This is a genomic window from Streptomyces sp. NPDC046203, from assembly GCF_040646255.1.
Taxonomy (GTDB): Bacteria; Actinomycetota; Actinomycetes; order Streptomycetales; family Streptomycetaceae; genus Streptomyces.
In genome coordinates, this window is sequence record NZ_JBEYZX010000035.1 from 16,494 (window position 1) to 41,296 (window position 24,803).

Annotated in this window: 27 protein-coding genes, 1 tRNA gene and 1 riboswitch; of the genes, 16 read left to right on the top strand and 12 right to left on the bottom strand. The window is 71.2% G+C overall.

The features are described from left to right. Positions 1-227 precede the first annotated feature (227 nt). Complete coding sequence (locus ABZ990_RS22720; protein WP_361234406.1) at positions 228-782, bottom strand: type II toxin-antitoxin system PemK/MazF family toxin; 555 nt, start codon at positions 780-782, stop codon at positions 228-230. Between the two features lie 207 nt (positions 783-989). On the opposite strand from ABZ990_RS22720, the gene ABZ990_RS22725 reads away from it, so the two are divergent. Further along, positions 990-1,742 (top strand): MBL fold metallo-hydrolase, encoded by a 753-nt coding sequence (locus ABZ990_RS22725; RefSeq protein WP_361234409.1) that lies wholly within the window; start codon positions 990-992, stop codon positions 1,740-1,742. A gap of 191 nt (positions 1,743-1,933) precedes the next feature. Here the strand turns inward: ABZ990_RS22725 and ABZ990_RS22730 are convergent, their stop codons facing one another. Further along, on the bottom strand, positions 1,934-3,202 hold the full coding sequence (locus ABZ990_RS22730) for a PTS transporter subunit EIIC (protein WP_361234412.1): 1,269 nt from the start codon (positions 3,200-3,202) through the stop codon (positions 1,934-1,936). Positions 3,203-3,507: 305 nt separating this feature from the next. Continuing rightward, on the bottom strand, positions 3,508-4,812 hold the full coding sequence (locus ABZ990_RS22735; RefSeq protein ID WP_361234415.1) for a PTS transporter subunit EIIC: 1,305 nt from the start codon (positions 4,810-4,812) through the stop codon (positions 3,508-3,510). 141 nt (positions 4,813-4,953) lie between these two features. Here ABZ990_RS22735 and ABZ990_RS22740 point away from each other — a divergent pair, with 141 nt between their 5' ends. The 4 genes from ABZ990_RS22740 (at position 4,954) to rdgB (ending at position 7,294) form a co-directional block, all read left to right on the top strand. Then, positions 4,954-5,250 carry a PTS glucose/sucrose transporter subunit IIB gene (locus ABZ990_RS22740; RefSeq protein ID WP_361234417.1) on the top strand — a complete coding sequence of 99 codons (297 nt, stop codon included), beginning with the start codon at positions 4,954-4,956 and terminating at the stop codon, positions 5,248-5,250. 182 nt (positions 5,251-5,432) lie between these two features. Then, the gene (gene rph / locus ABZ990_RS22745) at positions 5,433-6,164 is read left to right on the top strand and encodes a ribonuclease PH (protein WP_361234420.1); all 732 of its coding nucleotides are present in this window, start codon (positions 5,433-5,435) and stop codon (positions 6,162-6,164) included. 107 nt (positions 6,165-6,271) lie between these two features. Beyond that, positions 6,272-6,673 carry a hypothetical protein gene (locus tag ABZ990_RS22750; RefSeq protein WP_361234423.1) on the top strand — a complete coding sequence of 134 codons (402 nt, stop codon included), beginning with the start codon at positions 6,272-6,274 and terminating at the stop codon, positions 6,671-6,673. A gap of 18 nt (positions 6,674-6,691) precedes the next feature. Next, complete coding sequence (rdgB, locus tag ABZ990_RS22755) at positions 6,692-7,294, top strand: RdgB/HAM1 family non-canonical purine NTP pyrophosphatase (protein ID WP_361234426.1); 603 nt, start codon at positions 6,692-6,694, stop codon at positions 7,292-7,294. A 43-nt stretch (positions 7,295-7,337) separates the two neighbouring features. Here the strand turns inward: rdgB and ABZ990_RS22760 are convergent. From ABZ990_RS22760 to bcp, 4 genes are all read right to left on the bottom strand, one after another. Continuing rightward, a tRNA-Leu gene (locus ABZ990_RS22760) sits at positions 7,338-7,421 on the bottom strand. A gap of 20 nt (positions 7,422-7,441) precedes the next feature. Next, complete coding sequence (locus tag ABZ990_RS22765) at positions 7,442-8,101, bottom strand: HNH endonuclease signature motif containing protein (protein WP_361234428.1); 660 nt, start codon at positions 8,099-8,101, stop codon at positions 7,442-7,444. Further along, positions 8,098-8,739 carry an HNH endonuclease gene (locus tag ABZ990_RS22770; RefSeq protein ID WP_361234431.1) on the bottom strand — a complete coding sequence of 214 codons (642 nt, stop codon included), beginning with the start codon at positions 8,737-8,739 and terminating at the stop codon, positions 8,098-8,100. Before ABZ990_RS22770 ends, ABZ990_RS22765 begins: the two co-directional genes overlap by 4 nt. A gap of 181 nt (positions 8,740-8,920) precedes the next feature. Continuing rightward, positions 8,921-9,388 (bottom strand): thioredoxin-dependent thiol peroxidase, encoded by a 468-nt coding sequence (gene bcp, locus ABZ990_RS22775; RefSeq protein ID WP_361234434.1) that lies wholly within the window; start codon positions 9,386-9,388, stop codon positions 8,921-8,923. A 140-nt stretch (positions 9,389-9,528) separates the two neighbouring features. Here bcp and ABZ990_RS22780 point away from each other — a divergent pair, with 140 nt between their 5' ends. The 3 genes from ABZ990_RS22780 (at position 9,529) to ABZ990_RS22790 (ending at position 10,869) form a co-directional block, all read left to right on the top strand. After that, positions 9,529-9,846 carry a DUF3618 domain-containing protein gene (locus ABZ990_RS22780; RefSeq protein WP_361234437.1) on the top strand — a complete coding sequence of 106 codons (318 nt, stop codon included), beginning with the start codon at positions 9,529-9,531 and terminating at the stop codon, positions 9,844-9,846. A 116-nt stretch (positions 9,847-9,962) separates the two neighbouring features. Further along, positions 9,963-10,301 carry a co-chaperone GroES gene (locus tag ABZ990_RS22785; protein ID WP_361234439.1) on the top strand — a complete coding sequence of 113 codons (339 nt, stop codon included), beginning with the start codon at positions 9,963-9,965 and terminating at the stop codon, positions 10,299-10,301. Between the two features lie 148 nt (positions 10,302-10,449). Further along, positions 10,450-10,513: riboswitch (guanidine-III (ykkC-III) riboswitch) on the top strand. A 35-nt stretch (positions 10,514-10,548) separates the two neighbouring features. Then, positions 10,549-10,869 (top strand): multidrug efflux SMR transporter, encoded by a 321-nt coding sequence (locus ABZ990_RS22790; protein WP_361234441.1) that lies wholly within the window; start codon positions 10,549-10,551, stop codon positions 10,867-10,869. On the opposite strand, the gene ABZ990_RS22795 is transcribed toward ABZ990_RS22790, so the two are convergent. Further along, positions 10,847-13,441, bottom strand: coding sequence for a transglycosylase domain-containing protein (locus tag ABZ990_RS22795; RefSeq protein ID WP_361234444.1), 2,595 nt, complete (start codon positions 13,439-13,441; stop codon positions 10,847-10,849). The genes ABZ990_RS22790 and ABZ990_RS22795 overlap by 23 nt on opposite strands. A gap of 318 nt (positions 13,442-13,759) precedes the next feature. Here ABZ990_RS22795 and ABZ990_RS22800 point away from each other — a divergent pair, with 318 nt between their 5' ends. From ABZ990_RS22800 to ABZ990_RS22815, 4 genes are all read left to right on the top strand, one after another. Beyond that, a complete protein-coding gene (locus tag ABZ990_RS22800; protein WP_361234553.1) occupies positions 13,760-14,560 on the top strand; it encodes an ABC-2 family transporter protein in 801 nt (266 codons plus the stop codon). A gap of 175 nt (positions 14,561-14,735) precedes the next feature. Further along, the gene (locus tag ABZ990_RS22805) at positions 14,736-15,557 is read left to right on the top strand and encodes an ABC transporter permease (protein ID WP_361234555.1); all 822 of its coding nucleotides are present in this window, start codon (positions 14,736-14,738) and stop codon (positions 15,555-15,557) included. Positions 15,558-15,725: 168 nt separating this feature from the next. After that, positions 15,726-16,703: an ATP-binding cassette domain-containing protein gene (locus tag ABZ990_RS22810; RefSeq protein WP_361234446.1), complete on the top strand. Its 978-nt coding sequence runs from the start codon at positions 15,726-15,728 to the stop codon at positions 16,701-16,703. Positions 16,704-16,715: 12 nt separating this feature from the next. Beyond that, complete coding sequence (locus ABZ990_RS22815; RefSeq protein WP_361234449.1) at positions 16,716-17,984, top strand: DUF445 domain-containing protein; 1,269 nt, start codon at positions 16,716-16,718, stop codon at positions 17,982-17,984. Between the two features lie 49 nt (positions 17,985-18,033). Here the strand turns inward: ABZ990_RS22815 and ABZ990_RS22820 are convergent, their stop codons facing one another. Together ABZ990_RS22820 and ABZ990_RS22825 are read right to left on the bottom strand one after the other, a co-directional pair. After that, positions 18,034-18,453 carry an NUDIX domain-containing protein gene (locus ABZ990_RS22820; RefSeq protein ID WP_361234452.1) on the bottom strand — a complete coding sequence of 140 codons (420 nt, stop codon included), beginning with the start codon at positions 18,451-18,453 and terminating at the stop codon, positions 18,034-18,036. A gap of 48 nt (positions 18,454-18,501) precedes the next feature. Next, entirely contained in the window at positions 18,502-18,810 is a 309-nt protein-coding gene (locus tag ABZ990_RS22825; RefSeq protein WP_361234455.1) for a hypothetical protein, read from the bottom strand. A 100-nt stretch (positions 18,811-18,910) separates the two neighbouring features. Between ABZ990_RS22825 and ABZ990_RS22830 the strand changes: the two genes are divergently transcribed. Continuing rightward, a complete protein-coding gene (locus ABZ990_RS22830) occupies positions 18,911-19,354 on the top strand; it encodes a very short patch repair endonuclease (RefSeq protein ID WP_361234458.1) in 444 nt (147 codons plus the stop codon). 212 nt (positions 19,355-19,566) lie between these two features. Here the strand turns inward: ABZ990_RS22830 and ABZ990_RS22835 are convergent, their stop codons facing one another. Continuing rightward, positions 19,567-20,574 (bottom strand): SEC-C metal-binding domain-containing protein, encoded by a 1,008-nt coding sequence (locus ABZ990_RS22835; protein WP_361234461.1) that lies wholly within the window; start codon positions 20,572-20,574, stop codon positions 19,567-19,569. Positions 20,575-20,637: 63 nt separating this feature from the next. On the opposite strand from ABZ990_RS22835, the gene ABZ990_RS22840 reads away from it, so the two are divergent. From ABZ990_RS22840 to ABZ990_RS22850, 3 genes are read left to right on the top strand one after another with little or no spacing between them, the layout of a single operon-like run. Continuing rightward, positions 20,638-21,456, top strand: a complete 819-nt coding sequence (locus ABZ990_RS22840; protein WP_361234464.1) for a class E sortase — start codon at positions 20,638-20,640, stop codon at positions 21,454-21,456. After that, positions 21,453-21,725: a hypothetical protein gene (locus ABZ990_RS22845; protein WP_361234467.1), complete on the top strand. Its 273-nt coding sequence runs from the start codon at positions 21,453-21,455 to the stop codon at positions 21,723-21,725. The genes ABZ990_RS22840 and ABZ990_RS22845 overlap by 4 nt, the downstream gene beginning before the upstream one ends. A gap of 29 nt (positions 21,726-21,754) precedes the next feature. Further along, entirely contained in the window at positions 21,755-23,320 is a 1,566-nt protein-coding gene (locus ABZ990_RS22850; protein WP_361234558.1) for a sodium:solute symporter family protein, read from the top strand. On the opposite strand, the gene ABZ990_RS22855 is transcribed toward ABZ990_RS22850, so the two are convergent. Continuing rightward, entirely contained in the window at positions 23,292-24,785 is a 1,494-nt protein-coding gene (locus ABZ990_RS22855) for an MFS transporter (protein WP_361234470.1), read from the bottom strand. The genes ABZ990_RS22850 and ABZ990_RS22855 overlap by 29 nt on opposite strands. Positions 24,786-24,803: the final 18 nt, after the last annotated feature.

The window sequence follows — 24,803 nt, forward strand, 5'->3', positions numbered from 1 at the left end:
ACGGCGGGACGGGCTGATACCGGGCCGAGCGGACACTGGCCGGGCTGACGCCCGCTCCGGTGCGGGCGCCAGCTTTCGCGGCTGCGGCGCGGGCGCGGGGCGATGCCCCGGCCCCGGCCCGGGCGCCGGTGACATTCGGGCCGAGGCCCTACCACCGGTCCCGGCCCCGGTGGTGCCGCGGGCCCCGGCTCCTGCCTCGGCTCCTGCTCCTGCTCCGGCGCCCTGCGTCAGCGGGCCAGATGGCGGACCTGCCCCCACAGGGCCGGGTCCGCCTTCCCCGCGTGCCGCCGGAAACCCGACACCGGGACCTCCCGCAGTTCGTCCGTCTCCAGGAAACTCTGCCGCCCCCGCGCGTCCCCCACCGCGCCCGGCGGCAGCGCGATCACCCCCGGCCGCTCCGCGTGCGGCTTGCTGGTGATCTTCGCGACCAGCACCCGGTCGCCGCGCCGCGCGAGCACCAGACACGGCCGGTCCTTGGCGCCCGGCCCGTCCTCGTACGGCACCTCGGCCCACCAGATCTCGCCCGCCCGCGGCGGCCGCACCGCCGCCCGGCCGGTCCTGCCGCCGCCCGCCGGTCTGCCGGGCGGCCGGGTCCGCCCCGGCCCCCGGTCACCCGCCGGGCCCCGGCCACGTTCCGGCCCCCGCGTACGCTCCCGCTCACGTCCCCGTTCGCGCCCGCGATCCGGGGGCCGGCGGCCCAGCCGCCGCCGCCCGTCGGTCAGCGCCACGACGAACGCGAGCAGTACCACTCCGGCCAGCGCGAGCCACCCCATCGTGTCCATACCGCAGGACCGTACCCGCCACCAGGCCATGACACCGCGCCGCCCCGTCAACCATCCGAACCGGTGACAGAGCCCGTGAGTTCGCCCACAACGGGCCGTCACGAAGGACCGGCCGGCCGCCACGCGCCGTACCCTCGTCAGACCCGCAAGACCCGCACGACCTCCCCCCGCGCGCATTCCGCTCCCGTCTCCGGAGGTTCACGCTTCATGAAGCTCACCGTCGTCGGCTGCTCCGGGTCGTTCCCGTCCGCGGAATCGCCCTGTTCGAGCTATCTCGTCGAAGCCGACGGCTTCCGGCTGCTCCTCGACATGGGCAACGGAGCCCTGGGCGAGCTGCAGCGCCACATCGGTCTGTACGACCTCGACGCGATCTTCCTCAGCCATCTGCACGCCGACCACTGCATCGACATGTGCGGCTACTTCGTCGCCCGTTACTACCGCCACGACGGCGGTCGCTGCCCGGCGATCCCCGTGTACGCCCCGGAGGGCGCGGAGGAGCGGCTGACCACGGCGTACGCGGACACGCCGACCCCCGGCGCGATGGGCGAGGTCTTCGACTTCCGGACGCTGAAGCCGGGCACCTTCGGGATCGGCCCCTTCACGGTCCGCACGGAGAAGGTGTGCCACCCGGTCGAGGCGTACGGCATCCGCGTCGAGCACGGCGGCCGTTCGCTCACCTACTCCGGCGACACCGGCGTCTGCGACGCCCTCCACGAACTGGCCGAGGGCACCGACCTCCTGCTGTGCGAGGCGTCCTTCACCCACGGCAAGGAGGACATCCCGGCCCTCCACCTCAACGGCCGCGAGGCCGGCGCCCACGCCGCCCGGGCCAAGGCGGGCCGGCTGGTCCTCACCCACATCCCGCCGTGGACGGACGGCGAGCGGAACCTCGCGGACGCGCGCGAGATGTTCGACGGCCCGGCGGAACTGGCCCGGACGGGCGCGGTCTACGAGCTCTGAGCCGCCCGATTCCCTTTCCGTAGCGAGTAGGCGAGTAAGCGAGTACGGGGAAGGCCCCGGAACCCGCCGCTTCTTGCGCGGGGTCCGGGGCCTTCACTCGTACGGAGGATGGCGGGCGGCGATCGTCGCCGGGTGCGTACACGGGGTACGAGCCCGCCGGGCCTGTCGAGCCCACCTAGCCCGCCGGACGCTCACGCCTTGGTGAGGTCCTCGACCTCCTCCTCGGGCTCACGGCCCGGGGTGGCGAGGTCGAACTTGGTGATCGCGAAGCGGAAGACGACGTAGTAGACCGCCGCGAAGACCAGACCGATCGGGATGATCATCCACGGGTGGGTGGCCAGCTTCCAGTTCAGCAGATAGTCGATCGCGCCGGCCGAGAAACTGAAGCCGTGGTGGACGCCGAGCGCCCAGGTGATGGCCATGGAGACGGCGGTCAGGACCACGTGGATGGCGTACAGGAGGGGCGCGATGAACATGAACGCGAACTCGATCGGCTCCGTGATGCCGGTGACGAACGAGGTCAGCGCGAGGGACATCATCATGCCGCCGACGACCTTGCGGCGCTCGGGGCGGGCGCAGTGGGTGATCGCCAGCGCGGCGGCGGGCAGCGCGAACATCATGATCGGGAAGAAGCCCGACATGAACTGACCGGCGGTCGGGTCACCGTGGAAGAAGCGCGGCAGATCGCCGTGCCAGAGGTTGCCGGCGGAATCCTTGAAGGAGCCGATCTCCTGCCAGGCGACGGTGTTGACGAACTGGTGCATGCCGATGGGCAGCAGACCGCGGTTGACGATGCCGAAGAGGCCCGCGCCGGCGGCGCCGAGACCGGTCATCCAGGTGCCGAAGTCGGTGATGGCATTGCCGATCGGCTCCCAGACCAGGCCGAAGAAGACACCCATGAGCGTGCCGACGAAGGCCATGAGGATCGGGACGAGCCGGCGGCCGTTGAAGAAGCCGAGCCAGTCGACCAGCTTGGTGCGGTGGAACCGCTGCCAGACGACGGCGGCCAGCAGACCCATGATGATGCCGCCGAAGACCTTGGGGTCGTTGTACGTCGCGGCGACGTCGACCCCCTTGTTCTCCGTCGTGTTGATCACGGCCTCGGTGACCGGGAACGCCCGGAGCACATTGCTGTAGACCAGGAAGCCGACGAGCGCGGCGAGCGCGGTGGAGCCGTCGGCCTTCTTGGCGAAACCGATGGCGATGCCGACGCAGAACAGCAGGGGCAGGTTGGCGAAGACCGCGTCACCGGCGTTGAGGAAGACCGCCGCGACCTTGTCCCAGCCGAGACCGTCCTTGCCGAACACGTCGTCCTGGCCGAGGCGGAGCAGAATGCCCGCGGCGGGCAGGACGGCGATCGGCAGCTGCAGGCTGCGACCGACCTTCTGCAGACCCTGGAACAGACCGGCTCCGCGCTTCTTCTTCGCGGGAGCGGCGGCCTGGGGGGTGGCCGTACTCATCAACATCCTCCAGTAGGCGGCAAGGCGCCGCCCGGGTACAGGGACGTGAGGGGACGGCGGCGTCTCGGGGCACGCGGTGATCTGGACCACGTGGTCTACACCACTCGGTGGTGTAGACCAATTGTCACATAAGGGACACGGGGAAGGGGTGGGTGAATCTGTGTGCTCCGTCATGTCCGCTTTGGGTGCTCGCCGACCCCGTCCGGGCCCCGCTTCCATACACGAAAGGCCCCCGGACCTGACGGTCCGAGGGCCTTGTGGGGGAGGGGGCGCGGGGTGCGGCGGAGGGGTCGCGCGGGTGAGGGCTACGGCTTGGTGACGTCCCCTTCGAGCTCCTCCGCGACCGCCTCCGGCTCACGCCCCGGCGTCGGGAGGTCGAACTTCGTGATCGCGAAGCGGAAGATCGCGTAATAGACGACCGCGAAGGCGAGACCGATCGGAATGATCAGCCAGGGCTTGGTCGCCAGGCCCCAGTTGATCACGTAGTCGATCAGACCGGCCGAGAAGCTGAAGCCGTCGTGGACACCGAGCGCCCAGGTCACCGCCATCGACACACCCGTCAGCAGCGCGTGGATCGCGTACAGCACCGGCGCGATGAACATGAACGAGTACTCGATCGGCTCGGTGATGCCCGTCACGAACGACGTCAGGGCCACCGACAGCATCAGCCCGCCGATCTCCTTGCGCCGGTGCGGCTTCGCGCAGTGGGTGATCGCCAGCGCCGCCGCCGGCAGCGCGAACATCATGATCGGGAAGAAGCCGGAGAGGAACTGCCCCGCGTTCGGGTCGCCCGCCAGGAACATCGAGATGTCGCCGTGCACCACCGTGCCGTCCGGCTTCGTGTACGAACCGAACTGGAACCAGATCGGCACGTTCAGGAACTGATGCAGACCGATCACCAGCAGCGCCCGGTTGGCGACACCGAAGATGCCCGAACCCCACGCCCCGAGCCCCGTCAGCCAGTCGCTGAAGTGCGCCAGCCCGTTGCCGATCGGCGGCCAGATCCACAGACACAGGGCGGCGAACAGGATGCCGACGAACGCCATGATGATCGGCACCAGTCGTCGCCCGTTGAAGAACCCCAGCCAGTCCACCAGCTTCACCCGGTGATACCGCTGCCAGAACCACGCCGCCAGCAGACCCATCACGATGCCGCCGAACACCCCCGGATTCTGGAACGTGTCGGCCGAGAACGCGCCCTTCAGATCGAGACAACCGCCCGGGACCGTCTTCGCGTCCACCGCGCACGCCTTCGGGAACTGGTGCAGCACCCCCCGGTAGACCAGGAACCCCGCCACCGCCGCCAGTGCCGTCGAACCGTCCGCCTTCTTCGCCATCCCGATGGCCACACCGATGCAGAACAGCAACGGCAGACCCAGGTCCGCGTCCAGCAGCGCCCCGCCCGCCCCGTCCATCACCTTGGCGACGTTCGTCCACCCCAGACCCTCGTCGCCGAAGACGTCCGGCTGACCGAGCCGGTTGATGATCCCCGCCGCCGGAAGCACCGCGATGGGCAGCTGAAGGCTGCGCCCCATCTTCTGCAGCCCCTGGAAGAAGGAGCTCCACCTCGGCTTCCGCGGTGCGGCGGCGGCGGCGCTCGCGCTGCTCATCGGCGTCCTCCCGGGCTGCGGTCGATGAACACTGGTGTAGACCAGTTGGTAGGCTCCGGAAAAGCCGCACAAGGGGCAACCCGCCGGTGATCGACATCATTCGGCAGAACGACGGTATGCGCGCGCGAGGTTGCGCCAACCGTGGGCTACCGTGACAAAGCGGACGCGAACCATCGGTACGCAGAACGGACAGGGAGAATCGACATGGCCAGCAAGGCTGAGAAGATCGTCGCCGGGCTCGGCGGCATCGACAACATCGAAGAAGTCGAAGGCTGCATCACCCGCCTCCGCACCGAGGTCGCCGACGCCTCCCTCGTCGACGAAGCGGCCCTCAAGGCCGCCGGCGCCCACGGCGTCGTCAAGATGGGCACCGCCATCCAGGTCGTCATCGGCACCGACGCCGACCCCATCGCCGGCGAGATCGAGGACATGATGTGACCGTCGTCTGACACCCGCCTGACATCCGCTTCCCGTCTCCTGGCGGAGCGGACAAGAGGCGGCAGGCAGCAGGCGGCAGATGGCGTACGGCAGACGTGACGCGGACCCGAGAACCGCGTCGCCAACGGGCCCGTTCCGGCAGGGGAACGGGCCCTTCGCTTCATGCCACTAGGCTCGACCCCATGTCTCGCATCGACGGCCGTACCCCCCAGCAGCTCCGCCCCGTCACCATCGAACGCGGCTGGAGCAAGCACGCCGAAGGCTCCGTCCTCATCTCCTTCGGCGACACCAAGGTCTTCTGCACCGCCTCCGTCACCGAAGGCGTCCCCCGCTGGCGCAAGGGCAGCGGCGAAGGCTGGGTCACCGGCGAATACTCCATGCTCCCCCGCGCCACCAACACCCGCGGCGACCGCGAATCCGTCCGCGGCAAGATCGGCGGCCGCACCCACGAGATCTCCCGCCTCATCGGCCGCTCCCTGCGCGCCGTCATCGACTACAAGGCCCTCGGCGAGAACACCATCGTCCTCGACTGCGACGTCCTCCAGGCCGACGGCGGCACCCGCACCGCCGCCATCACCGGCGCCTACGTCGCCCTCGCCGACGCCATCACCTGGGCCCAGACCAAGAAGCTCGTCAAGGCCGGCCGCAAGCCCCTCACCGGCACCGTCTCCGCCGTCTCCGTCGGCATCGTCGACGGCACCCCCCTCCTCGACCTCTGCTACGAGGAAGACGTCCGCGCCGACACCGACATGAACGTCGTCTGCACCGGCGACGGCCGCTTCGTCGAGGTCCAGGGCACCGCCGAAGCCGAGCCCTTCGACCGCGACGAGCTCAACAAGCTCCTCGACCTCGCCTCCGACGGCTGCGCCGAACTCGCCGACCTCCAGCGCAAGGCGCTCGAAGGAACCCTCTGAGCCTTCCAGACGTCGTAGACAGTACGGGCGCACGGGTCGAAACCGTGCGCCCCGTCCATGTACCGGTCAGGCCATGTACCGGTCCGGTTGGGGGAGGACCCGAAACAGTGAAGCGCCACCGCCGCAGTCGCCGCACCACCGCTCTCGCGGCCGCCCTCACCACCACAGCCGCCCTCGCCGCACTCACCGGCTGCGGCGCCCTCGACAAAGCCGTGGACTGCGTCCACACCGCCGACGCCATAGCGGCCTCCGTCGACAAGCTCCAGCAGGCCGTCGGCAACGCCACCGACGACCCGACCCGGATCGACCAGGCCCTCGACGACATCGACACCGAGCTCGGCAAACTCAAGGACACCACCGACAACGCCGACCTCGCCAAGGCCATCGAAGACCTCGGCAAGAGCGTCGACTCCGTCCACACCGCCGTCGACAAGGGCGACACCACCCCCGACCTCAAGCCCCTCACCGACGCGGCCGCCGAGATAGGCAAGGTCTGCACCCCCGGATAGCCCCCGGATAATCGGGACATGACCCGTCTGATCCTCGCCACCCGCAACGCGGGCAAGATCACCGAACTCCACGCGATCCTCGCCGACGCAGGCCTCGACCACGAACTCGTCGGCGCGGACGCCTACCCCGACATCCCCGACGTCAAGGAAACCGGCGTCACCTTCGCCGAGAACGCCCTCCTCAAGGCCCACGCCCTCGCCCAGGCCACCGGCCTCCCGGCCATCGCCGACGACTCCGGCCTCTGCGTCGACGTCCTCGGCGGCGCCCCCGGCATCTTCTCCGCCCGCTGGGCCGGCCGTCACGGCGACGACAAGGCCAACCTCGACCTGCTCCTGGCCCAGCTCGGCGACATCGACGCCCCCCACCGCGCGGCCCACTTCGCCTGCGCCGCGGCCCTCGCCCTCCCCGACGGCACGGAACGCGTCGTCGAAGGCCGCCTCACCGGCACCCTCCGCCCCACCCCGGCCGGCACGAACGGCTTCGGCTACGACCCCATCCTCCAGCCCGACGGCCACTTGGTGACCTGCGCGGAACTGACCCCGGCCGAGAAGAACGCCATCAGCCACCGCGGCAAGGCATTCCGGGCGCTGGTGCCGGTGGTACGGGAGTTGGTGGGCTGACGAGACAGGGCCGCCCGGGAGGGCGGCCCTGTTCTTCCAGAGGTGCGGCCGGTGGGACTCGAACCCACACGGGCTTTCGCCCACGGCGATCTAAACGCCGCTTGGCTGCCAGTTACAACACGGCCGCTCGCCGGGCCATCGTAGCGGTCATCGGGCGCTGGTTGGAGGTCGCCGTCGGCCACCGCGGCACCAGGTGTCGGTGATCGCATGGCAGTTGGGGCAGAGCAGCCGCAAGTTCTCGCGCCGGTCGTCGCGCCAGTCTCCGTCGATGTGGTCGACCTCCAACGTCATGGGTCTGCCGAGCCACTCGGGGCCGACCCCGCACAGAACGCATCGTTCCGGGACACCGACTTCGCGCAGCGCGCGGCGGAGCAGATGTGTCTTCGTTCGGTACCTTCCGTCATGCCGGATCAGAATCTCCTGAGCGGGCCTGACCTTGCCCTGCTTCCCTCGGCCGTGTGCCTGCCCCAGGAAGTGAGAGGTGTCGAGGCCATGGCCGGAAACCCATTCACGGAAGTGGACTCGGCTGGTCGTGCAGTCCGATAGCGCGAGGCGGCGCAGCACTTCCGCGATGGATTTCGACTCCGCCACCACGTTCCGCAGCACTTCGGGTGCGGGGGGCTGCCTCCGTCCCGGAGAAGGGAAGTGCGACACGTCGATGCCGAAGTGCGCGAAGCGTCGCATGAGATACCGATGCAGGTAGCTGTACGGCGTCGTGCCCAGGAAGGCAATGACCTCGTCGAGGTTCGCGCACGAAGCCGCTGCTTCCTCCAGCCGCTCCCGTGTGTACTGGTTCCCGCTGGTCACCGAGCGCGCCTCTTCCCGCGGCCTCGATAGCTGTCCGTGGTCGAGTGGCAGTTGGGGCAGAGGAAACGCAGATTCTCGATTCGGTTGTCGCTCCAGTCGCCGTTCACGTGGTCGACCTCCAAGGGGAGCGGTTGCCCCTGCCAGATCGGGTCCGTGCAGCAGAGCGCGCACCTCGCCTCAACCCCGGACCGCGTCATCGCGCGTGCGACGCGCTCGCTCGGGATACGTCGTGGGTGGGCGTCGCTCTGTTTGACCAGCAATGCCTCGGGGGTGGCGGGGCGTCGTGTCTCGCCTCTCCGGCTCGGTACGCGGAAGTGCGAGGTGTCGATGTCGAATGCCTTGATCCGGCGGCCGATGTGCGTGTGCTGACCGCCGACGAGATCGACGCCGAGCCGACGCAGCACATCCCACATGTTGGTGGATGCCGCCACCGCCTCCTCCAAGACCTCCCGGGTCCAGCGCACTCCCTCCCGCTCGAAGTGGGAGGTGTCCACGCCCAGCTTTCGCATGCGGTCGTACAGATACCGGCGGGAACCGCTCTTCGGATCGACCCCCAGCCGCTCCAGCGCCTCCGTCAGCGTCCGCGCTCCCCGCGCCGCCTCCTCCAGGCGTTCCTTCGTGTACGCGCTCGTCCCCATCGGGCCCCTCCGCTTCCGGCCGTGTGTTCCCGGCCTCGTACGGACTAACGACCCGCATATCGGACAGTCACGCCATATCGCGTTCGAGAAAGGGAACGACCCGCTCCACTTATTCGAATTATTCGTAGTGGAGCGGGTCGCCCGTTGGGATGTGCGTGGGGTGCGTGGAGCCCCCGGCCTGTCAGATGCCCAGGTCGCGGATGATCTTGGCGACGTGGCCCGTGGCCTTCACGTTGTAGAGGGCGCGCTCGACCTTGCCGTCCTCGTCGACGACGATCGTGGAGCGGATGACGCCCGTCACCGTCTTGCCGTAGAGCTTCTTCTCGCCGAAGGCGCCGTACTCCTCCAGGACCTTCTTCTCCGGGTCGCCGACCAGCGTGACCTTGAGGTTCTCCTTCTCGCGGAACTTCGCGAGCTTCTCCGGCTTGTCCGGGGACACGCCGATGACGTCGTAGCCGGCCCCGGCCAGCAGGTCGAGGTTGTCGGTGAAGTCGCAGGCCTGCTTGGTGCAGCCGGGGGTCAGCGCGGCGGGGTAGAAGTAGACGATGACCTTGCGGCCCTTGTGGTCCGCGAGGGAGACCTCGTTGCCGTCCGCGTCGGGCAGGGTGAAGGCGGGGGCGGTGTCGCCGGGCTGCAGTCGCTCGCTCATGGCTGTCTCTCCTCGGGAATGTTCGCGTACGCGATGAGAGCCTAGTAGGGGTCGGGGGCTACCCGACGGCGGTCGAGCTGACAGACTGTCTCTCGACGACCGGAAAAACGACCGGAAAACAGGACTACGGAGGCAGCGCGGTGTCGGAGGCCAGGACCCCTGCGCAGATCGAGGCGGACATCGTCCGCCGGCGCGAGCAGCTCGCCGTCACTCTCGACGAGATCGGCATTCGGCTGCATCCGAAGACGATCGTCGGCGACGCCAAGGCGAAGGTCGCGGCTCAGGTCGACCAGACCGCCGGGCGGGCGTTCGTCGCCGTGAACCGGGTCGTCTCGGATGTGAAGGCGCGTTTCACGCACGCCGACGGCGCGCCCCGCATGGAGCGGGTGCTGCCGGCCGCGCTGGTCGCGGTCGCGGTGGTGGGGCTGATCGCGGTGTCCTGCAAGGAGAAGAAGTAGCGGGAACGGCGGGAACGGCGGGAGCAGCGGCGGCTCGCACGGGCCGCCGGGGCCTGGTGCGGCCCGGAGTGTGGTCCGGGGTACGGGCGACACGCCGGGGCAGGTAGGTTCGGACCGTGAGCGAGAACACGCACGACAAGCTGCCCATCCGGATGCTCCACGACCGGGTCCTGGTCCGGACCGACTCCCCTGAGGGGGAGCGGCGTTCGGGCGGTGGCATCCTGATTCCGGCGACGGCCGCCGTAGGCCGTCGGCTGGCCTGGGCCGAGGTCGTGGCGGTCGGGCAGAACGTCCGTACCGTCGAGATCGGCGACCGGGTGCTGTACGACCCCGAGGACCGCGCCGAGGTCGAGGTGCGGGGCACCGCTTACGTACTGATGCGGGAGCGGGATCTGCACGCGGTGGCGGCGGACCGTTTCCAGGATTCGTCGGGTGCGACGGGTCTGTATCTCTGAGCCTCCGCGCTCCGCGTCATCTCTGAGCCTCCGCGTTATCGCCGAGTCTCCGCGCTGGTCTGCGCCGGACGGACTGTGCTGGTCTTCGCGGCCGGTTCTCTTGGGTGAGGGCCTGGTGACCCTGGTCACCAGGCCCTTTTCTGTTTTTTGCTAGCCTGAATGGACCACCCGACGAGACGCGCCGTACCGGGTTTTCGACAAGACGACGCACCTGTTCCGGATTTGTCTCGTGGAGGTGCTGGTCGTCATGGCCTGGGTTGTTCTCGTTGTCGCCGGTCTGCTGGAAGTCGGCTGGTCGGTCGGGATGAAGTACACGGACGGTTTCACCCGTCTGTGGCCGACGGTGTTCACGGTCACGGGGATCGTCGCGTCGATGCTGTTGCTGGCGCAGGCGACGAAGACGCTGCCGATCGGTACGGCGTACGGGGTGTGGGTCGGGATCGGCGCGGCGGGGGCGACGGTGTACGGCATGCTCGTGCTGGGGGAGCCGGCGACCGCCGCCCGGATCTTCTTCGTCTGTCTTCTGCTGGTGGCCGTGGTCGGCCTCAAAGCCACGTCGGGTCATTGACGGGCACTTGTTGCTGCTGTGGCGGCAGGCCGGGTGAGCCCGGTGCGCCGGGGGTGTCCGAGGTGCCGGGTTCGTCCGGCATGGCGGGCGGGGACGGCGTGTCCGGCAGGTCCGGTGCGGGCTGCTGGGGCCTGTGAGGCAGGGGCCGGGGTACGGGAGCGGGGGCCGGTACGGGCGGGTGGTTGCCCGGGTTCTGGCCTCCGGACCCCCCGTTCGGCGTAGTGCCCGGTGCGTATTGTCCGGGCAGGCCTGGCAGGCCCGGCAGGCCGGGCAGACCCGGCAGGCCCGGTCGGCCGAACTGCCCCGGCTGCCCCTGCTGTCCCGGTTGGCCGAAGGGCCCGCGTCCGCGTGGCGGTCCTTCGTTCCCCTGCCCCTGTCCCTGGCCCGGTCGTGACGGGGAGGTCGTCGGCAGTGGTTCGGCGCCGTCCAGGAGGTCGAGGTCGAAGTCCTTGACCGGTGTGTCGGCGAGTGCCTCGCGGGTGAACCGGGCCCAGATCTCGGCGGGCGGGCCGCTGCCGTTGATACGGCGCTGCCCGAGGGCTCCGTAGAGCGGGAGCTGGCGGCCGGTCTTGGGGTCCTGGCCCATCATCGCGATGACGGTGGCGAGGTCGGGGGTGTAGCCGGCGAACCAGGCGGCTTTGTCGTCCTCGGCGGTGCCGGTCTTGCCGGCGGCGGGGCGGCCGGCGGCGAGTGCGGCGGTTCCGGTGCCGCCGTCGACGACTCCGCGCAGCACGGAGGTGGTGGTGTCGGCGGCTTCGCGGTCGAGGGCCTGGACGGGGGCCGGGTGCTTGGCGCGGGGGAGGGGGAAGTCGGTGCCGTCGCGGGTGACCTGGGCGACGAGGGTGTACGTGCCGTGGCTGCCGTGGTTCGCGAGGGTGGCATATGCCTGGGCGAGGTCGAGGACGCTGGCGGTGGCGGGGCCGAGGGCGATCGAGGGGGAGGCGGTGAGGTCGGGGGTACGGGCCGGCAGGCCGAGGTCGATGGCGGTCTGGCGGACGCGCGCGGGACCGACGTCGACGGCGAGCTGGGCGTAGACGGCGTTGACCGACTTGTCGGTGGCCTCGCGGAGGGTGATGTCGCCGTAGTTGTGGTCGTCCTCGTTGGCGGGGTTGTAGAGGGGCCCGGTCCAGCCGCGTACGGGGCGCTTGTTGTCGCCGTTGTAGGTGGTGTTGGGGGTGATGGTCTCGCCGCCCTGGGTCCGGGCTTCGTGCTGGAGGGCGGCGGCGAGGACGAAGGGCTTGAAGGTGGAGCCGACCTGGTAGTCGCGGCGGGTCGCGTTGTTGACGAACTGGCGGGTGTAGTCGATGCCGCCGTAGAGGGCGACGACGTCGCCGGTGGCCGGGTCGATGGCGGCGCCGCCGACGCGTACCCAGCGGTCGGCGGGGTTGCGGTCGGGGTCCAGGCGGGAGGTGACGCGGTCCTCGACGGCCTCGGCGAGGGCCTGCTGGCGGTCGGGGTCGAGGGTGGTGGTGATGCGGAAGCCGCCGCCGGCCAGGGTCTTCTCGTCGACGACGCCGTGGTCGGTGAGGTACTGCTCGACGGCCTGGACGAGGTAGCCGCGCTGCCCCGAGAGTCCGGTGGTGACCCGGACGGGCCGGGGGGTGGGGAAGGCGGCGGCGTCGCGGGCGGCGGGGGTCAGCCAGCCCTCCTTGACCATGCCGTCGAGGACGTAGTGCCAGCGGGCGAGCGCGCGGGCGCGGTTCTCGGGGTGGCTGGCGACGTCGTAGGCGTTGGGGGAGTTGAGGAGCGAGGCGAGGTAGGCGCCTTCGGCGGTGCCGAGGTCCTTGGCGTTCTTGTTGTAGTAGGCCTGGGCGGCGGCCTGGATGCCGTAGGCGTTGCGGCCGAAGTAGCTGGTGTTGAGGTAGCCCTCGAGGATCTCGTCCTTGCTCTTCTCGTTGCCGACGCGCAGGGAGATGAAGAACTCCTTGGCCTTGCGGGTGAGGGTCTGTTCCTGGCCGAGGTAGTAGTTCTTGACGTACTGCTGGGTGATGGTGGAGCCGGATTGACGGCCCTTGCCGCTGAGGGTGTTCCAGGTGGCGCGGAGCATGGCGCGGGGGTCGACGGCGGGGGCGTCGCGGAAGTCGCGTTCCTCGGCGGCGAGGACGGCGTGCTGGACGGTGCCGGGGACGTGCTTGAGGCTGACGCTCTCGCGGTCGATGTCGCCGGAGCGGGCGAGGGGGGAGCCGTCCCGGTAGAGGTAGAGGTTGGACTGGGCGACGGCGCCGGCGTTGGCGGTGGGGATGTCGACGAGGAAGTAGCCGGCGACGAGGGCGCCGAGGAAGAGCAGGGCGGCGAGGCCGGTGGCGCCGAGGAGGCGGTGCGCGATCCGGCGCCGGCGGCTGAGCGGCTTGCGGTTCCTGCCGGGTGCGGGCTTCTTGCCGCCCGCGGGGTTCCCGGGGTTCCCGGGCTTGCCGGGCTCACCGGGCTTACCGGGCTTTGCGCGGGTCCAGGGTCTCTTGGGGGCGGGACCGTCGGGCGGGGTGGCCGCGGTGGGGTCGCGGGGTTCCCAGGCGGGTTCGGGGGGTGGCCCGTCGCCGGCCATTCCGAAGGTCATACCGAATGAAGAGGACATAACATCACATCCTGCCCCCGTGGGGTCCGGTGGAGCGGGAAAACCGGTCGCGTCGGCACGGGAAATCCCCCTAAGGTCGTGCGCTTCGGCTCCGACGGGCGAGTGCGCCCGCGTGTCTTTCGTCCCGCGTTCCCGGACACCGGCGGGGCGGGCCTCGGGGAGGGCGGGTCCCGCGCCGGGAGCGCCCGCGCCCCGCGCCCGTGCCCGCGATGTCCGGGGTATCGGCGTGTCCGGGGCGTTCGGCGAGTTCGGTGAGTCCGGTGAGTTCGGGGCGCTCAGGGCGCTCGGGGCGTCCACCAAGAGGAGGGAACGAGGATGCTGCGGCTGTACGCGACGGTCGCCGCGGGTGGTTTCCGGCGCCATGCCACCTACCGGGTGGCGACGGTGGCCGGGGTGTTCACCAACACCGTTTTCGGCTTCGTCCTGTCGTACACCTATATGGCGCTCTGGGACGCGCGCCCCGGGCTCGGCGGCTACGACCAGGGGGACGCCCTCGCCTATGTGTGGATCGGACAGGCCCTGATCACCGTGTGCGGGCTGATGGGCGGCGGGTTCGAGGACGAGCTGATCGAACGGATCCGTACCGGCGACATCGCCGTCGACCTCTACCGGCCCGTCGACCTCCAGGCCTGGTGGTTCGCCGCGAACCTGGGCCGGTCGGGCTATCAACTGCTCGGCCGGGGCGTGGTCCCGATGCTGTTCGGCGCGTTCGTGTTCGATGTGACCCTGCCGGCCCGGCCGTGGACCTGGCTCGCGTTCGTCGCGTCGGTGGTGTGCGGCTCGGTGGTCGGGTTCGCGGTCTGGTACCTGGTCGCGATGAGCGCGTTCTGGCTGCTCGACGGGCAGGGCGTGGTGCAGGTGGCGTGGCTGAGCGGGCTGTTCTTCTCCGGGATGCTGCTGCCGCTGAACGTCTTCCCGGGCGCGCTCGGGGAGGTGGCCCGGCTGCTGCCGTGGGCGTCGATGCTCCAGGTGCCGGTGGACGTGTATCTGGGGCGGTACGCCGGGTGGGGGCTGGTGCGGGCGTACGGCTTCCAGCTCGGCTGGGCGGTCGCGCTGCTGGCGGCGGGGCGGGCCGTGCAGGCGGCGGCGACGCGGAAAGTGGTGGTGCAGGGTGGCTGAGGCTGAGGGCGTTGAGGAGGTTGAGGGCGCGGGGGTTGTGAGGGGCGCGGGGGGCGCGGAGGACGCGGGGACCGTGGTGGGCGCACGGGCCGCGGTGGGTGCGGGGCATATGGCGGGCGCCGGGGATGTGGGGGCCGTGGCTGTGTGGCGTACCCAGGCCGAGGGGGCTTCCGGTATGTGGTGGACACACCCGGCCGAGTCCTGGCGTACGTACCGGATGGTGGCGGGTATGTGGATCCGCTCCACCCTCACGTACCGGGCGTCCTTCGCGCTGGATCTGCTGGCCAGTCTGGTCGTGACGTTCTTCGACTTCGTCGTGATCCTGTTGATGTTCGGTCAGGTGCGGGGTCTCGGTGGGTTCTCGTTCGCCGAGGTGGCGCTGTTGTACGGGACGTCGGGGACGTCGTTCGGGCTCGCGGACCTGGTGATGGGCAGGCTGCCGAGGATGGGGCGGCGGGTGCGGGACGGTTCGTTCGACCTGTTCCTGCTGCGGCCGGTGCCGGTGCTGGCGCAGGTGGCGGCCGACCGGTTCGCGTTGCGCCGGCTCGGGCGGGTGATCCAGGGGCTGATCGTCCTGGTGTGGGGGCTGCTGCTGCTCGACGGTGTGGTGTGGACGCCGGTGAAGGCGCTGCTGGTGCCGGTGATGCTGGTGAGCGGGGCGGTGATCTTCGCGGCGCTGATGGTGCTGGGGGCGTCGGTGCTGTTCTGGATGCAGGACGCGGCCGAGGTCACGAACTCCTTCACGTACGGCGGGAACACGCTGCTCGGCTACCCGCCGACGATCTTCGCCCAGGACCTGGTGCGGGGGGTGGTGTACGTGGTGCCGCTGGCGTTCGTGAACTGGCTGCCCGCCCTCTACATCCTGGGCCGGTCGGCGCCCGCCGGGGTGCCGGGGTGGCTGGCGTTCGCGTCGCCGTTGGTGGCGCTGGGGTGTTGCGCGGTGGCCGGGTGGGCGTGGCGGGTGGGGCTGCGCGCGTACCGGTCGACGGGGAGTTGAAGGGTCACGGATGGCGCGGGCGTACGGGGCGTGCGGGGCGTACGGGCGTACGGGCGCGCGGTGGCGTGGGCGTACGGGGACGTAAGCCGTAGAGGCCGAGAGCCGTACAGCCGTAAAGACGGAAAAGACCGGGCGACCGGGAGACGGAGAGGCGGGAGGCGTCGGGCGATGGCGTTCATCGAGCTGGACGGTCTGGAGAAGGTGTTCACGACGCGCCGCCGAGCGGGGCTGCTGCGTCGGGAGAAACGGGAGGTCAGGGCGGTCGACGGGATCTCGTTCGCGGTGGAGCGGGGCGAGATGGTCGGCTATATCGGTCCGAACGGCGCGGGGAAGTCCACCACCATCAAGATGCTGACCGGCATCCTCACCCCGTCCGGTGGCCGGCTGCGGGTGGCCGGGATCGATCCGGCGCGGGAGCGGGCGCGGCTGGCCCGCCGTATCGGGGTGGTGTTCGGGCAGCGCACCACGTTGTGGTGGGATCTGCCGCTGCGTGACTCGTACACGCTTGTCCATCGGATGTACCGGATTCCCGACGACCGTTTCCGGGCGAATCTGGCCCGCTGTGTGGAGCTGCTCGACCTGGGGGATCTGCTGGAGGTGCCGGTGCGCCAGTTGTCGCTCGGTCAGCGGATGCGCGGGGACATCGCGGCGGCGCTGCTGCACGATCCGGAGGTGCTGTATCTCGACGAGCCGACGATCGGTCTGGATGTGGTGTCCAAGGCGAAGGTGCGGGGGTTCCTGAGGGATCTCAACGCCGTGAATGGCACGACGGTGCTGCTGACGACCCATGATCTGACCGATATCGAGCAGTTGTGTTCGCGGGTGATGGTCATTGATCACGGGCGGTTGATGTACGACGGGGATCTGACCGGACTGCACACCGCCGGCGAGGGGGAGCGGCTGCTCGTGGTCGACCTCGCGCACGAGACGGGGCCGATCGATGTGCCCGGCGCCCGGTTCGTACGGGCGGAGGGGCCGAGGCAGTGGCTCGCGTTCCCGGCGTCCGCGTCGGCGGCTCCGGTGGTGGCGGCGGTGGCCGCCGCGTACCCGCTGGCGGACCTCTCGGTGCGGGAGCCGGACATCGAGGCGGTGATCGCGAAGATGTACGAGGGAACTCGTGGTGCGGACCGGGAGTCTGTCAGGTAGGGAGGTGAAGCGATGGTCAGCTTCACGTACACGGCAGCCGACGAAGAGAAGAGCCGTGGCGTCAGACGGATGAAACGCCTGGCCACCGGGCTGTTGCTCGGGGTCGCGGCGGTGTACGCCCTGGCGACCTGGGCCCGGAACGCGGGCTGGGGCGGCTGGGCGGGCTATGTCGCGGCGGCGGCGGAGGCGGGCATGGTCGGCGCGCTCGCGGACTGGTTCGCGGTGACGGCGCTGTTCCGCCGTCCGCTCGGGCTGCCGATCCCGCACACCGCGATCATCCCGACGAAGAAGGACCAGCTCGGCGCGTCGCTCGGCGACTTCGTCGGCGAGAACTTCCTGTCGGCCGATGTCGTACGGGGCCGGCTGCGCGGCTTTGGCATCGCGCGGCGCCTCGGGGTCTGGCTGGCCGACCCGGCGCACGCGGAGCGGGTGACGGCCGAGCTGGCGACGGCCCTGCGCGGGGCGCTGACGGTGCTGCGCGACTCCGACGTACAGGCGGTCGTGGGCGAGGCGATCACCCGGCGGGCGGAGGCGGCGGAGATCGGGCCCGGGCTCGGCAAGACGCTGGAGCGGGTCGTCGCCGACGGGGCGCACCACCGGGCGGTGGACCTGGTGTGCGGGCGGGGGTACGACTGGCTGGTGCGGCACGGGGACTCGGTCATGGACGCGGTCCAGGGCGGTGCGCCGGGCTGGACGCCGCGGTTCGTGGACCGCAGGATCGGCGAGCGCGTGTACAAGGAGCTGCTGCGCTTCGTGACGGAGATGCGGGACATGCCGGATCATCCGGCGCGTGGCGCGATCGACCGGTTCCTGCGGGACTTCGCCGCCGATCTGCAGTCGGACACGGAGACGCGGGCGCGGGTGGAGCGGCTGAAGTCGGAGCTTCTCGCCCGGCCGGAGGTGCAGGACATCATCGCGTCCGCCTGGTCGTCCGTGCGGACGCTGATACTCACGGCGGCCGACGACGACCAGAGCCAGCTGCGGCGCCGGGCCCGTGCCTCGCTGATCTCGCTCGGGAACCGGCTGGCCGGCGACACCCGGCTGCAGGCGAAGGTGGAGCGGTGGGTGGAGGACGCGGCGGCGTATGTGGTGACGACCTACCGGTCCGAGATCACCTCGCTGATCACGGACACGGTCGCGGGCTGGGACGCCACCCAGACCTCGAAGAAGATCGAGGCCAACATCGGCCGCGATCTGCAGTTCATCCGGATCAACGGCACGGTGGTGGGTGCCCTGGCGGGTCTGATGATCTACACGGTGAGCCACGCGCTGGGTGCCTGACCGCGTAGGCTCGGCGGCTTCCTGGAGGACGGGGCCACCGGGGACGGGGTCACAGGCGGGCGTCGAGGTACTCCCGTACCGGCGCGAACAGCTCGTCGTAGGGCACGTACCGCCGGATCTCGTCCCGCCCGGCCCAGACGACTCCGGCGGCGGGGGTCTCGTCCGGTTCCCGGACCGGGGGCTCACCGGGCTCGCCGGCGGGCGAGCACGCGACGTACGTCATCGGGGCGCCCGTGTGCGGATGCGTCCGCGCACCGAGCAGCCCCGCGGAGGTGACGGCGAGCCCGGCCCCGGCGAGTGTCGCGCGGACGGCCGCGTCCTCGACGGCCTCACCGGTCTCGATCCCGCCGACGGGGAACGGGCCGACGGGGAACTGCCAGAACGGCTCCCCGCCGGCGGTCTGCCCGCGCACGAGGAGTACGCGGTGCTCATGGACGACGACGGCGACGGCGATCCCCTGCTGTGTCATGCCCGGATCGTACGAAAACGGGCAACCCGCGCGGTCGAGGCGGGGCCGTCAGCCGGCCTTGCGGGCCACGGCGTACGAGGCCCCGGCCATCGCCCCGGCCACCGAGAACACCGCGGGCCAGGCCCCGATCTTCTTCGCGAGCGGATGCGACCCGGCGAACGCGGCCACGTACCCGGCCCCGAGCCCGGCGGCGCCCTTCACCCCGGCGACCCGGTACCACTCCCGCCCGGCCACCCCACCGGCCACGGCCAGCACCACCCCACCGAGCGGCCGCTTCTTCGTCCACCGCGCGACGGCATAACCGCCGACGAGCCCGGCGGCGGCGATGGCGGGGGAGAGGGTGCGGGTGCTGGGCATGGTGGGTCCTTCCGGTCGGTGAACGCCTTCGAGCCTAGGGCACCCGCTCCGGCACCGGACGGGTGCCGTCCTTTCTCGGATCCACGTCACAATGGCGGCCATGAGAGCCCTGGAGACGACGCCGGAGACCAGCGCCCGCATGAGCAGGCAGTCCAGTCACGACACGGGGGTGGAGAAGGCGCTGCGCAGTGCTCTGCATCGGGCCGGGCTTCGGTATCGGGTCCATCGGCGTCCCTTGAAGGGGGTGCGGCGCGAGGCCGACATCGTCTTCGGTCCGGCGAAGGTGGCCGTGTTCGTCGACGGCTGCTTCTGGCACGGCTGTCCGGAACATGCGACATGGCCGAAGCGGAACTCGCAGTTCTGGCGGGAGAAGATCGAGAAGAACCGGGCCCGGGACGCCGACACGGACGCCCGGCTGCGGGAGGCCGGCTGGCTGGCCGTGCGGGTCTGGGAACACGAGACCGCCGCCGAGGCGGCGGCCCGGGTGGCGACGGTCGTCGCGGAGCGGCAGGCGTTGTCGCGGGTGCGGAAGAGGGCCGGGTGACGTGGCGAGTTCGCCTTGGTCGATCTGCCGAAGCACGCACTTCGTCAGTTGACGGATTACCCGAATGGGTTCCTGCGATCGTCAGCCTGCCGGTACGTGTCGATCAGCCGAGCCGTTCCACTGGTACGCCGTCGATGAATGTGCTCCGAGCCCTCCATTGACACGGGGAGGCATGACCTCGTGACCGCCGCGTAACGACCGCGACCGCCGCCTCAGCTCCTGTCGCCCCCGTGGCAGTCCCCGTACGTCGCCTTCGAGCCGCACCAGCACGGGGCCGTGCGCGGTGGGGGCCAGGGGGTGGCGAGGCCGCGGGCGGCCAGGGTGGTGGTGAACTGGGGGAGCAGGGCCGGGGTCGCCGGGGAGGTGGACTCGGAGGCCGCGAAGGCCTCGTAGGAGGGGACCGTCGCCGGGACGATGCCCAGGTTCGGGGTGCCGGACTGGGCGAGTTCGCGCAGCGAGGCCTCGATGTCCGTCAGATGGGCCCGGTACGTCGGGTACTCGGCCTCCAGCTCCGGGTACGCCGCGAGTAGTTCGTCCAGCTCCGGCTCCGGCCAGTGCAGCACCGCCACCGGGAAGGGGCGGGACAGGGCCGTGCGGTAGGAGCCCAGTTCGCTGCGCAGGCGGGCGATCTCGGCCTGGAGCTCGGCCGGGTCCGAGGAGCCGAGGGCCCACAGGCGCTTCGGGTCGTGCAGTTCGTCCAGCGGCACGGCCCCCGTGTGGAGGCGGTCCGCGAGGGTGTCGTGGTCGTCGTGCGGGAGGGCGAGGAGCCGGCGGACCCGGTGGCGGCCGGTGACCAGGGACTGGAGGGCGTACGTGATCTCCTGGGCCGGGTCCACGAGCAGCCGGGCCGCCTCCGTGAACGTCGCCTCCGCGTCCTCCAGCTCGTCGTGCGCCTCCAGGGTCTCCGCCGCGATCTCCCACGGGCCCGGCTCCGCGGGGCGGGCGGTCCGGACGCCGGTGATGATGGCGCGGGCCTCGGCCTCGTGGCCGTACTCCCAGAGGTTCGCCGCCTTCAGCGCCCTGATCAGGTACGGCGAGGCGGGGGCGAGGTCGGACAGCAGGTCGTCGTAGAGGGTCGTCGCGCGTGCGCGGTCACCCGCCAGTTCGAGGTGCGCCGCCGCGCGCAGCAGCAGTGGTTCGCGGTCCTCGGGGTACTGCCCCGCGGTACGGAGCAGACGCTCGGCTTCGGTGGTGTGCTCGGCAGGCGTGTCGGGGCGCATGTCGTCCACCGTACTGCTGTACGCCCCTGGAGAGTTGGCGCATGGGCGCTTATCGTGCCCGCCGTGCGAGCCAGGGTGCGCGGGCGGGTGCCGGTCGTCCTCCAGGCGCGCCGGCGGCGCCCGTGCGCCGTCCGCGTGCTGCGGGCCGCTGCCGAGACCCTGGTCACCTGCGGGCTGGTTGTTTTGCTTTTCGTCGTCCACCAGCTCTGGTGGACCAACCGGCAGGCCCAGGCGTGGGCCCAGGGACAAGTGCGTCACCTCGAGGAGGGGTGGGGAGTCGCGCCGACGGTGGTGGCGACGGCGGTGCCGACGCCGGTGGCGGTCCCGACGGCGGTGGTGGATGGGCATATGCCGGACCCGGACCCGGGCTCGGGCAGGGATGCGGACTCGGGTGGGGGACTGGAACCAGGCTCGGGATCGGACTTCGGCTCGGGCTCGGCCACTCCCTACGCCGTCCTCCGTATCCCCCGCCTCCACCTCGCCGCCCCCATCGCCCCCGGCACCGACAAGCACCGCGTCCTCGACCAGGGCTACGTCGGCCAGTACCCGGGCTCCGCCGCCCCCGGCCGCACCGGGAACCTCGCCCTCGCCGGCCACCGCAACACCCACGGCGAACCCTTCCGCCGGCTCGACCGGCTGCGCCCCGGCGACGACGTCACCGTGCGGACCCGGCAGGGTACGTACACCTATCGCGTCGACCGGGTCCTCGCCCGGACCTCGCCCCGCGACACCGGCGTCATCGCCCCCGTCCCCCGTTCCCTGACGCATCCTGCCGCCGGCTACGACCGCCCCGGCGCGTATCTCACCCTCACCACCTGCACGCCCGAGTTCTCGTCCGCGTACCGCCTGGTCGTCTGGGCGAAGCTAATCTCGTCCGAGTGATAAAACGCCGGCCCCACCTTCTCTGGCTGCTCGTTCCGTACGTGCTGTTCGTCGCCGCCCTGCCCTTCGTCAACCGTGGCGTCTTCCTCTTCTTCTGGCTGCTGGGCGCGACCGTCCTCACGCCCCTCTCCGTCGCCCTCGCCCACCGCGGCGACCGCCGCCGTGAGGCCGCAGCCGCGGCCGGGGCATATGCCAGGACCGGCACCGGAACCGGAAACGGGACCGGAACCAGCACCGGCACCAGCACCGACTCCGGGAGGCGCTCGTGAGTACCGCCCTGTGGATCCTGGCCGGCTTCATGGTCCTCACCGTCGCCCTCGGCCTCCTCGCCGTACGCCGCCAGGAACGCGGCGGCGGCCTCGCGGAGTGGTCGGTCGGCGGCCGGTCGCTCGGCCCGGTGTTCATCTGGGTGCTGATGGCCGGTGAGGGCTACACCAGCTTCAGCTATCTCGGCGCCGCCGGCTGGGGCTACAACTACGGCGCGCCCGTCCTCTACGTCGTCGCCTACATGTCCTGCGGCTACGCCCTCGGCTATCTCGTCGGCCCCATGCTGTGGGGGTACGCCCGCCGCCACGGCCTCGTCTCCATCAGCGACATCGCCGCCCACCGCTACCGCCGCCCCTGGCTCGGCGCCCTCGTCGCCGTCCTCGCGACCGTCTTCCTGCTGCCGTACATCCAGCTCCAGATCACCGGCATGGGCGTGGTCGTCTCGACGATCTCGTACGGCGACATCGGCCTCGACCTCGCCTATTTCCTCGCCTTCGCCGTCACCACCGCCTTCGTCGTGGTCAGCGGACTGCGCGGCAGCGCCTGGGTGTCCGTCCTCAAGGACGCGCTGGTCATCTGCACCCTCGGCTTCCTCGCCGTCTACATCCCGCTGCACTACTTCGACGGCCTCGGCGACTTCGCGCACCGCGTCGTCACCGACAAGGCGGAGTGGCTGAGTCTGCCCGGCCACTCCGGCGCGACCAGCGGCTACGGGGTGGGCTGGTTCGCCTCCACCACCGTCCTCAACTCCCTCACCGTGGTCATCTTCCCGACCACCGTCGCCGGCTACCTCGGAGCCCGCGACGCCGGGACCCTGCGCCGCAACGCCGTCGGGCTGCCCGCGTACAACGTCCTGCTGTTCATCCCCATGCTGCTCGGCATGGCCGCGCTCTTCGTCGTCCCGGGCCTGGTCGGCGCCGAGTCGAACCTGGCCCTGTTCAAGCTCGTCATCGACGCCCTGCCCGAGTGGGCGGTGGGTGTGGTCGGGGTCGCGGCGGCGCTCTCCTCGATCGTGCCGATGGCGGTGTTCATGCTGGTCATCGGCACCATGTGGGGCCGCAGCGTGCTCTCCCTCGTACCGAGGCTGAAGCGCCGGGAGAAGGGGATCTCGCAGCTCGTCGTGGTCGTCGCCGGAGCGCTCGCGCTCGTCCTGACGTACACCGCGCCCACCACCCTCGTCCGGCTGTCCCTCATCTCGTACGAGGGGATGGCGCAGTTCGTGCCCCTGCTGCTGCTCGGTCTGGTGTGGCGGCGGATGACGCTGTACGGGGCGCTCGGCGGCCTCACGGTCGGCGTCGGGATCGTCTGCGCCCTGGTCTTCACCGGGCACGACCCGCTCTGGGGAGTGAACGCCGGGCTGCTCGCGCTCGCCGCGAACCTGGCCGTCGCGATCCCCGTCAGCCTGTACGGGCCGCGGAGCGGCGGCCCCGCCGGGTCCGCGGAGCCCGTCGACCTCGCGGAACTCGACGAACCCGACCAGCCCGACCAGCCCGACCAGCCCGACCAGCCCGACCAGCCCGGCGGGCCCGGCGAAGCCGCCGAGCCCACCGAACCCGCCGCCCCGAAGGTCAGCGACCCCGCCCCACGGCGAGGGTGACCATCGCTCCCACCCCGGCGAGCACCGCCGAGGCGGCGATCGCCACGTCCGGGCCGGCCGTCGACAGGGCCAGCATGACGGCGACGCCGGCCGAGGAGCCGATGTAGCGGGCGGTGTTGTTGGCCCCGGAGCCCATCGCCGCCCGCTCCCTCGGCACGGAGTCCACGGCGAGGCGCGGCAGCGCGGCGTTCAGCAGCCCGCTGCCCGTGCCCGCCACGATCAGGCCCGGCAGCAGCCGCGGCACCGAACCGCCGTCCAGGGACCCGAGGAAGGCGAGCACGCCCGCCGCCGACAAGGCGAAGCCGACGGCCAGCTGGTACGGGGCGGACAGCCGCCCCGCCAGCCGGCGGGTCTGCAACGCCACCACGAACGACGTGCCCGACCAGACCAGGAACATCCACGCGCCGGTGAGCGGCGAGAAACTGCCCTCGCGCTGGAGCAGCGAGGGCAGCACGCTGAAGAAGCCGATCACCGCGAGGCCGGTGAACAGCGCCCCGACCACGGACGCCCGGAACGACGGGTGCCGCAGCAGTGTCAGATCGATCATGGGCGTACGGCTGCGCCGCTCGACGACGGCGAACACCGTCGTCAGGGCCACCGCCGCGAGCAGCAGCAGTCCCACGCTCGGGCGCAGCCAGCCGCCCCGGCCCAGGGTGAGCGCGGTGAGCAGGGCCGCCAGGGCGAGACCGAGGGTGAGCGCGCCCGCGATGTCCGGGCGGCCGTCGCGCGGGGCGCGGGACTCGGCGAGGGTACGGGTGCCGAGAGCGGCCATCACGAGGAGGGCGACGGCGATCACCTCGTACGTCAGCCGCCAGTCGGCCGTGGTCAGGCCGCCCGCGAGCAGCGGGCCGAGCGCGATGCCCGCGCTGACGAACGCCCCCCACACCCCGGTCGCCCGGATCCGGTCCGCCCCCGCCGGATACGCGTGGGCGAGCAGCCCGAGGCTTGCGGCGAGGACGGCGGCGCTCGCCGCGCCCTGCGCCACGCGCGCGAGGGTGAAGGTGAGCGTGGAGGGGGCGAAGGCGCCGAGCCCGGTGGTGATGCCCAGCGCGAGGGTGCCGAGCAGGAAGACCCGGCGCCGGCCGTGGTCGTCGGCGAGACTGCCGGCCACCAGGAGCAGGACGGCGAGGCCGAGCGGGGTGCCGTTGAGCAGCCACGCCTGGAGGGAGGCGGGGGTGCCGAAGGCGTGGCTCATGGACGGCAGGGTGAGCATCGGGGCCGTGTAGTTCATCAGCGTGAGCGCGGTGGCGGCGCTGGTGACGGCCAGGGTGGCACCGGGGCGGGGGGTGCCGGGGGTACGGGAGGTGCCGGGGGTACGGGATTTGCCCGAGGTACGGGAGGGGCGCGGCCGGCCCGTCCCCCTCACCTCGGAACCGGCGGAACCGGCGGAACCGGCGGAACCGGCGGAGGCACCGGGGACGGCGGTGTCGTCGGCGTCGGTGTCGGCGGTGTCGGGCGGGCGCATGGCGGGACCTCGGCTTCC